The 9,134-nt window shown below is 46.3% G+C and carries 2 protein-coding genes; both read right to left on the bottom strand.

Going from position 1 to position 9,134, the window contains the following annotated elements; translation table 11 throughout:
- Positions 1-5,601, bottom strand: a 5,601-nt coding sequence (locus tag BTR1S_RS21215) for a non-ribosomal peptide synthetase (RefSeq protein WP_156483227.1), incomplete at its 3' end; no start/stop codon positions are given.
- A gap of 25 nt (positions 5,602-5,626) precedes the next feature.
- Positions 5,627-9,134, bottom strand: a 3,508-nt coding sequence (locus BTR1S_RS21210; RefSeq protein WP_255265738.1) for a non-ribosomal peptide synthetase, incomplete at its 5' end; no start/stop codon positions are given.

Genomic DNA, 9,134 nt, shown 5'->3' with positions numbered 1-9,134 from the left:
AAACGGATCAGCGAGAAAACGCTCTTCTGTTAATTCCGGGCGATTCAAGTAGCCTCTGGCGACGCCCGCTCCAGCGATGTACAGTTCTCCGATGCATCCGGCAGGCAGCATTCGCTGCCTTTGATTCAAAATGTACAGTCTGACTTGATGAACAGGTTTCCCAATTGGTATTCGGTCAAGCTTTTCATGCCGCGGACAATCAAAGAATGCCGCTTCGACAGTTGCTTCTGTAGGCCCATAGGAATTCGTCAATTCCACATCAGGAAGTAATTTGCAAAATCGGGAGACGAGATGTGCCCCCAGCTGTTCGCCTCCGGAAAACACCCTTTTGAGCCCGTTTGTATTGATTGGTACAAGGCGATATTTTAAATGTTCTAAAAACGCATGAAGCATAGAAGGCACAAAATGCATAGCTGTGACCCGCTGTTCCTCTATGGCCTTCACTATCATTTCCGGTTCTTTTTCGCCTCCGTGAGGAAGCAGATAAACGGCTGCACCGGCATTTGGCCACCAAAACAGTTCCCAAATTGAAGCGTCGAATGAATAAGATGTTTTATGCAAAATGACATCCGATTTATTCAGCTGATAGCGGGACTGAAGGGAATTCAAAAAATTGACCGCAGATTGATGTTCAACTTCTACACCCTTAGGTCTGCCGGTAGAACCGGATGTATAGATGACATAAGCTAAAGAATCAGGGAGAACATCCACATTCGGATTGGACAGACGATGTTTCGGCCGGCTGTTTGACTGATTGAGATATACGATTTCTCCGGCAAATCCCGGAATCGGCGGATTGACGGATTGAAGAAGGAGAATATCCGTCCCGCTGTCCTTCAGCAAATAGCGGATTCGTTCTTCCGGATAGTCAGGGTCAATAGGCAGATAAGCACCGCCTGCTTTAAGAATGGCATAAATCCCGATCAGCATTTCAGGGGAGCGCCTTCCCATAATGGCTATGGTCTTTTCGGTTTTAACTCCGCGTTCGATCAGCTCCCATGCCATCCAGTTAGCCTGTTCATTCAATTCTTTATAGGTCATCACTCCGTCTTCAGAGATAACAGCGGGCTGATCAGGTGTTTTTACGGCTTGCTGTTCGAGTGCATGATGTAGAGTCTGATTTATCGGATAGCCCGTCTTCTGAAGCGGGTGGAATGATTCTATAACAGATCTTTCTTCTTCAGTTGTTAAGATCGGAATCTCGTCCAATTCCGTTTCAGGGCTCGAAACTGTGTTTTTCACGAGTGTTGTGAAAAGGCGGGTCCATCTTTGGATGGTTTCTTTTTCAAACAAAGCGGTACTGTATTCAAATTGACAAAAAAGCTCAGCTTCGTGTTCCGTAATATAGAGGGAAATATCGAATTTTGATATCGGATGCTGCAACTCTTGCCAGTGAAGCTGTATATCATTCATTTTGAGCGCTTGCTGTTCCATATTCTGCAGCACTAGTGTTGTGTCAAACAATGGGTTTCTGCTCATTTCGCGATGCACACCGAGTTTATCCACCAGCTCTTCAAACGGATAATCTTGGTGCTCATACGCTTCCAGCGCCGTCTGTCTGACTTCCTGCAGAAAATCGGCAAATGTTTTATTTCCGGCTGGGCGCGTCCGAAGGGCCAATGTGTTGACGAACATGCCAAGGACTGATTCAAGATCGGCATGCGGGCGCCCGGCAATAGGCGAGCCGATTACAATGTCTTCCTGACCGCATAGGCGAGACAAAAAAGTTGAATACAATGCTACAAGCGTCATATAAAGCGTGCTGCCGTTTTTACGGGCGAGCTGCTTCACACGGGCAGTGATCTCTTTACTGATCTGAAACGAAATTTTTCCACCGGAAAAATCACGTTCAGCAGGACGGCGCTGATCCGTCGGCAGCTCAAGCACCGGGAGCTCTCCGCTAAACTGCTTCAGCCAGTATGTCTCCTGCTTTTGATACGTGTCTCCATTTTTGAATGTCTGCTGCCAAACGGCGTAATCTTTATATTGGATCCGCACCGGTTTCAGCTTCCGGTTTGCATACAGTTCGGTGAATTCGCGGATGAAAAGCTGAACGGATACACCATCTGAAATAATATGATGCATATCCACCAGCAGTAAATGCTTCTCGTTCCCCACTCTTACAAGGCCTGCTCTGAATAAAGGCGCTTGGCTGAGGTCAAACGGACGAACAAATCCATCCGCTGATGTTTCTTCACTTAGCGTAAACGGCACCTCGCTGTGAATATGCTGCACCGGCTCGCCGTCTGCTCCGGGCACAAAGGAAGTGCGAAGCGATTCATGTCTGCTGATTAAGTCTTTGAATACAGCAGACAGTTTTTCGCGATCCAACTTCCCTTCCAATTCTAAGACAGCCGGCATGTTGTAGCCGACACCTCCATCATCCAGCTGCTGAAGCACGTACATCCGCTTTTGAGCTGAAGAGACAGGATACGTCTGCCGCTCTTCTGCAGGTTCAATCGCCGCATACGGATTTATCTCTCCCTCTCCAATGATTCCAGCCAATTCTTCCACCGTCGGATGAGCGAAGATGTCCTTCAGCGGCAGTTGAACTTGAAATTCCTTGGCAATCCGCGACATAAGGACTGTTGCTTTTAACGAGTGGCCGCCCCGGTCAAAAAAGTTGTCTTGGATGCCTACAGGACCGTTTTTCAGCACATCTTCGAAAACCTGTGAAAGCTTTACTTCTAACAGATTACGAGGGGCTGTATATTGTTTTTCACTGATTGAAGCATCCGGTTCTGGAAGAGCTGATTGATCAACTTTTCCGTTCGGAGTCAGCGGCATGTTGTCAACCCATACCCATTTTGCCGGAATCATGTATTCTGGGAGCTCACTAGCCATGCAGCGGCGTAGTTCTGAAGAATCCAGCCTGTGTAAACTGCAATAGTAAGCACATAATTCATGTTCTCCGCTTTGGTTTTGCCGAACGAGAACAGCAGCTTCTTTTATGTCCGGATGATTTATGAGCGTGATCTCAATTTCTTGCGGCTCGATTCGATAACCTCTGATTTTCACTTGATTGTCCGCCCGTCCGATATATTCAATCGTGCCGTCATCAAGAAGTTTTGCTAAATCCCCCGTTCGGTACATGACGGCTCCAGGCCTGAAAGGATCGGGTGAAAATTTGTCGCGTGTCAGCTGATCATGATTGACATATCCTCTGGCAACACTCGCACCAGAAATATAAAGTTCACCTGATACGCCATACGGCTGCAGCTGTTTGTGCTGATTTAAAATATACATGCGGGTGCTGCCAATCGGTTTGCCGATCGGAGGCAGTTCAGGTATTAGGTCTCCCGGATGAATGGTGTACGCTGATACCACATGTGTTTCTGACGGTCCGTAATGGTTGTGTACATGCATGCTGCGTTTGCGGAAAACGTCCTGAAAAATATTAGAAACGACTAATTGCTCTCCGGCTGTAATCAGGTGTTTCACGCTGTGAGGAAACGCGTTCGCCAATTCCCGCTCGCTGAACATCATTTTGATAAACGCTGTTGGGAGAAATACAATCTCCGTTTGATGCTCAGTTATAAATGCAAATAACTGCGGCACGTCTCTTTTTATTGATTCAGGCACAATGTGAAGTGTGCCGCCTTGAAGCAGTGTTGAAAATATCTCTTGATAACAGACGTCAAAGGCAGGCGTCGCAAATTGAAGGACATCCGTTTCAAAGTCAATGCCCGAGTGAGTAAATTCGAATTGCAGCAGGTGAGCCATGTTTCGATGTTCAAATTGAACGCCCTTTGGTTTTCCTGTTGTGCCGGATGTATAAATCAAATACAGCAGATCTTCCGCTTTGTTGACCGGCTTCACATTGCTGCCGTCTTCTTCATTTTCAATCTCTTCTATATCGGTTATAAGGTAATCGTTTTCTAGCAATTCGGAATGATGCGCTTGTGACAACACATGTGAGCAGCCGCAGTCATTTAGAATAAAACGGATTCTGTCAGGCGGATAATGGGGATCAATCGGAACAATGGCTCCCCCTGCCTTCAAGATACCGAGAACACCGATGATAAGCGCTGTTGAACGATCCACTACGAGAGCAACAGGCTCCTGCCTTGTAACGCCTTTCCCCCGCAAATGCCGCGCCAATCTGTTGGCTGATTCGTTTAGTTCTCTGTATGTCAGTGAATGAGCTTGATCAATCACAGCCCGCACATCAGGTGTCTTGTCCGCCTGTTTTTCAAACATGGCATGGATGGTTTCAGAAACCGGTGTTCGATCTTCAATTTTCCCGATCAGCCGGCGCTTTTCGCCGTCTGTGATGATATCGATCTCAGCTGGTGAGAGATTCGGATTGTCTAAAATTTGTAAAACAGTGTTCAGGAGATGCTCCTTGACAGAAAGCACAAAAGATCGGTCATGCTGCTCTGCATCATAGCTCATTTTGATATGGATTTCTTCCCCCGGCGCTACCATAAGATAAAAGCTGTAATTGGTTTCATCCGCTACTGTGAAGTTATGAATCTGAAAAAGATCCGAAGCATCCGCCTGACTGTTCAGCATATGAATCTCTTGCTGCACCGGATAGTTTTCGAATACAAGAATGTGGTCGATCAATCCCTGCTTGACCGCAGAACGGGCTTGTATCTCATATAAAGGGTGGTAGCTGTATTTTTCTGCGGCAAGACGATCTTTTTGCATGTTTTTTATGAGCCTGAAAAACGGCGTGTCTGCGCCATGCACCCGAACCGGGATCGTATTGATGAAAAGGCCGACCATCTGTTCAATTCCTTGGATTTCAGCAGGTCTTCCTGAAATGACAGAACCGAACACGGCGTCATCGCTATTATTATATTTTTGAAGCAACATTCCCCAAATGGTATGAAAAATCGTACTGAGCGTGACTTCTTCTCTCGCAGCAAGCTCTGACAGCCTCCTGCTGTCTTCTTTTGAGAATGAGAATGTCACCTGCTCCTGCCTGCTTCTGCCTGTCGTTTTTTTCTGCTTCGGGAGCAAGGTTTGCTGCTCATAGCCAGATAAATAATGTTCCCAATAAGAAACAGCCTGCACTTTGTCCTGATCCATCAGCCAATTGATATACGATCCGTATGGCTGGACTGGCTCCAATGATAAAGGGGCGTTTTTTATATAAGCTGCGTAGATTTGGAGAAATTCCTTTAGTACAATGCTGAGGCACCAGCCGTCCATCACGATGTGGTGAAAGGTCCAGATACAAGTATATTGCCGCGTTCCGGTGCGAATAAGGGTGATGCGCATGAGCATATCTTTTTGCAGATGAAACCCTTTAGCACGTTCTTTTTCTTTTATTTGTTCGATAAATGCTGTTTGGTCCGCTTCATCTAAATCAGTAATATCCTCCTCCAGTATGCTGACAGTCCGTTCTCTCAGGACCACCTGCTGGGGAGTTGAAACGTTTTGGCTGATGAAAATCGTTCTGAAAATGTCGTGTCTTGCCACTAAAGCATTTATGCTATTTTGGAAAAACTGCGAGTTGACTTCTCCTTCTATTGTAAAAGCGGCTTGCTCAACATATGCCCGTGAATCTTTTTGCAGGAGGGAATGAAACAGCATCCCTTCCTGCATGTAAGACAGCGGATAAATATCCTGAATTGAATTCGCTTTTGTCATATTCATGTCTCCCTGTCACGATTTTCTACAATTCTTCCACCAAGTTGGATATACTGTCCAAATCCTCTGCCGTTAATGATTGACTGCTGAAATCGCTTAGCGTCTTTTCTGCCACCTGTTTATCAGCGCAGTGTTTCATAATCTCCTGCAAATCGTGTTCGATGATGCTGATGAGCTGTTCCATTGTCTTTCTGTGAAAGCGGGCTGGCGGATAGCTAAGTTGAAAGTGAAGCTTGTTTTCTGCTGCCATTGCACTTATTTCTATAACCTGCTCACGTTTCCATGTATGAGTAATATCCTTTCCGCTTCCAAGACCGGATGGCCGGAAACGCCCTTGTTTTTCTATGTCATTGAACTGCCCCAAGTAGTTAAAACTGATGTCAGGTGTTTTTGAAAATGTGATGCTTTTATGTTCAGGTTGTGTGATGTATTTCAGCATGCCGTATCCCACTCCTTTGTTCGGTATCCGGCCCAGTGTGTCTTTAACGGTTTTAACAGCGGTTCCGAGATCACCCGCTTGATTTTCCAAGTCTATGAGTACAGGGTACATGGATGTAAACCATCCGACCGTCCTGCTGATATCTAACTCAGGCAGAATATCTTCTCTCCCATGCCCTTCCATGGCAATACGGAGTTTTTTTCCTCCTGTCCAGTCACGAATCGCCAAGGTAGCCGCCGTTAACAGAATATCTTGTGTGTCTGTCCCGTAGGCGTGGTTGACGTTTTGCAGCAAAATTGCGGTGTCTTCTTCAGTAAGTGAAAAGCTCACAGATTCTCTTTCCCGACTGTGCGAATTCTCGTGATCCGGTATGTCATATGGCAATTCCGCCGCTAATTGCTCTTCAACAATCCGCCAATACGCCTGTTCACGGATCAGCTTGCTGCTTTGGGCATAATTTTGAATTCGTCTTGCGTATTCCTGATAGGAATCCGTTTTAGGCGGAAGCTGTATGGCCTGTCCTTCCGCTGCCTGATGATATCCGGTTGATAAATCCTCCAGCAAAATCCGCCATGACACACCATCGACTACAAGGTGGTGGATCGTGAGGAATAAGTAATCTCCCGATATCGTTTTAAACCATGCGGCATGTAATAACGGCCCTTGTTGCAGATTAATACTTTGCTGAAGATCGGCAACTTCTTTTTTTATTTTGGTTTCCCATTCGCCTTCCGCTTCTGATAGATTGAAAATTCTTAAGCTATACAATTGAGATTCATGGATGCCTTGGTTGATTTGTATCCATTGTCCGCCGTCGTTCTGATAAACCATACGGAGCGCATCATGATGCTCCGCCAGCTTTTGCAGGGATGCTCGAAGTGCATTTTCAGACAGACGACCAGAATGAAAAAGCATGACAGACTGGTTAAAGTGGTGTCTTTCTTTTATATCTTGTGACAGAAACCAGCGCTGAACAGGCGTCCATGGAACATCTCCCTGAACGGGACCTTGCATAATCCTTCTTTCTGTCTTGCGGATGAATGGTGATAAATCTTTAATTTTGGGATGGCGGAATAAATCGCTCGCTTGCAAGCTCCACCCACAGCGGCCGAGGCGTGCGGATACTTGAAGGGCTTTGATTGAATCTCCGCCTAATTCAAAAAACGAATCCTCTATTCCGATCCTATCAGCGCCGAGAACATCCTGCCATATGATGGCCAGCTGTTCTTCAAGATCATTGTGCGGCGGGACGTACGATTGTGTCGATGTGAAATCAGGCTCAGGCAGTGCTTTTCGGTTCAATTTTCCGTTTAATGTGAGCGGGAGAGCGTCCATTTCTATCATATATGGCGGCACCATATAGCCTGGCAGCATACGAGAGAGATGGGAACGTACTTGTTCAGCATTCATGCCCGGTTTTAAGGTCATATAGCCGAATAGCTCTTTGTTTCCCGAATGCCCTGTGCGCACCAACACAGCCGCTTCTTTGACCCCGTCTATATGACGAAGCGCTGATTCGATCTCCCCAAGCTCCACCCGATAGCCTCTGATTTTGACCTGATCATCGATGCGCCCTGCATATTCAATCGTACCGTCCGGCAGCCAGCGCGCCAGATCGCCTGTGCGGTACATTCGTTCACCAGGCGCAAAAGGATTAGGCACAAACTTCTCTTCCGTTAAATCAGGACGCCCAAGGTAGCCTCTTGCCACGCCATCCCCGCTGACACACAGCTCACCGACAGCTCCGATTGGCTGCAGCATGCCCCATTTATTTAAGATATAAGCGGTCGAATTACCAACCGGCCGTCCGATCGGAATGGAATGTTCATATGTCTTGTCAATGGGAAAGCATGTTGAAAAAGTCGTATTTTCAGTCGGGCCATAACCGTTCCAGATGGCCAATTCCGGGCAGGCATGTCTAACTCGATTGACGTGGCTAGCTGACAGAGCCTCCCCGCCGATAATCAGATGTTTCAGCCGGTAAAATAATTTCTCGTTTTGTTCTGTCAAATGGTTGAATAGAGAAGAAGTGAGCCACATTGTTGTGATTGCTTGATGTTCTATGTACCTCTCAAGCTGATGGTCATCTAAAAAAGTTTCTTTATCAGACAGATGCAAAGCAGCACCATTTAACAGCGGTCCAAATATTTCAAATGTCACAACATCAAAGCCGATAGACGATGTCAGCAGAAGCCGGTCTTCAGATGTAAATTCAATATAGTTGCTGTTTTTCACAAGGCGGATGACACTTCGCTGTTCAATCATTACCCCCTTCGGTTTGCCGGTTGATCCCGATGTATAGATGATATAAGCGAGTGAATTGGGCCCGCCTAGAGGTTCAAGATTCTTTGTTTCCCCTTGTCCTTGTATGTTTTCGATAACGATTTGCTCACATTCCATCTCTATTTCTAACGGGCGGTTTTCTGTTTTTTCTGATCGAAGGAGTATTTGGGCGCCGCTGTCTGAAAGCATAAACGATATTCGTTCAGCGGGCAGATCATCAGCGATAGGCAGATAGGCTCCTCCAGCTTTCAGAATACCAAGCATTCCGGCGGCAAGTTCCGGCGTTCGTGTTGTCAACAAAGCTACAACACGCTCAGGTCCGACACCTTTTTCGCGAAGCACCGCAGCAATTCTGTTTGCTCGGCTGTTCAGCTCCGCATAAGTTAATACTTGTTTATCACTGACCACAGCTATGGCGTCAGGTGTTTGCTCAGCCTGCAATTCAAACAGACGGCTGATCGTTTCATCTCTTGGATACTCTCTTTTGGTTCTGTTGAGTTCATGGATAAGGAAATGGGTCTCTTCCTCGTCCATTAAATGTATTGTTCCAAGTGCGGCTTCGCTGTCTTGTGTGATGTTGCGTAACATATTGATGAAGTATTGAAGCCACTTTTCTATCGTCTTTTTCTTATACAAGTCAGTATTAAATTCCATTTGAAATGTCGTCAATCCATGGGAGTCTTCGTGTGCATACAGGGTTAAATCAAACTTTGACACCTGATGTCCGTTGTTTGTTGCAGGACGAAGACGCAAGTTCTCCAGCTGCACGGATTCTTGATCCATATTCTGAAGCACGAACATCACGTCAAAG

The sequence above is a fragment of the Bacillus sonorensis NBRC 101234 = KCTC 13918 genome, from assembly GCF_001592005.1.
Taxonomy (GTDB): Bacteria; Bacillota; Bacilli; order Bacillales; family Bacillaceae; genus Bacillus; species Bacillus sonorensis.
The sequence above is the reverse complement of the archived record's forward strand: the minus strand, read 5'-3'. Positions and strand labels throughout refer to the sequence as shown.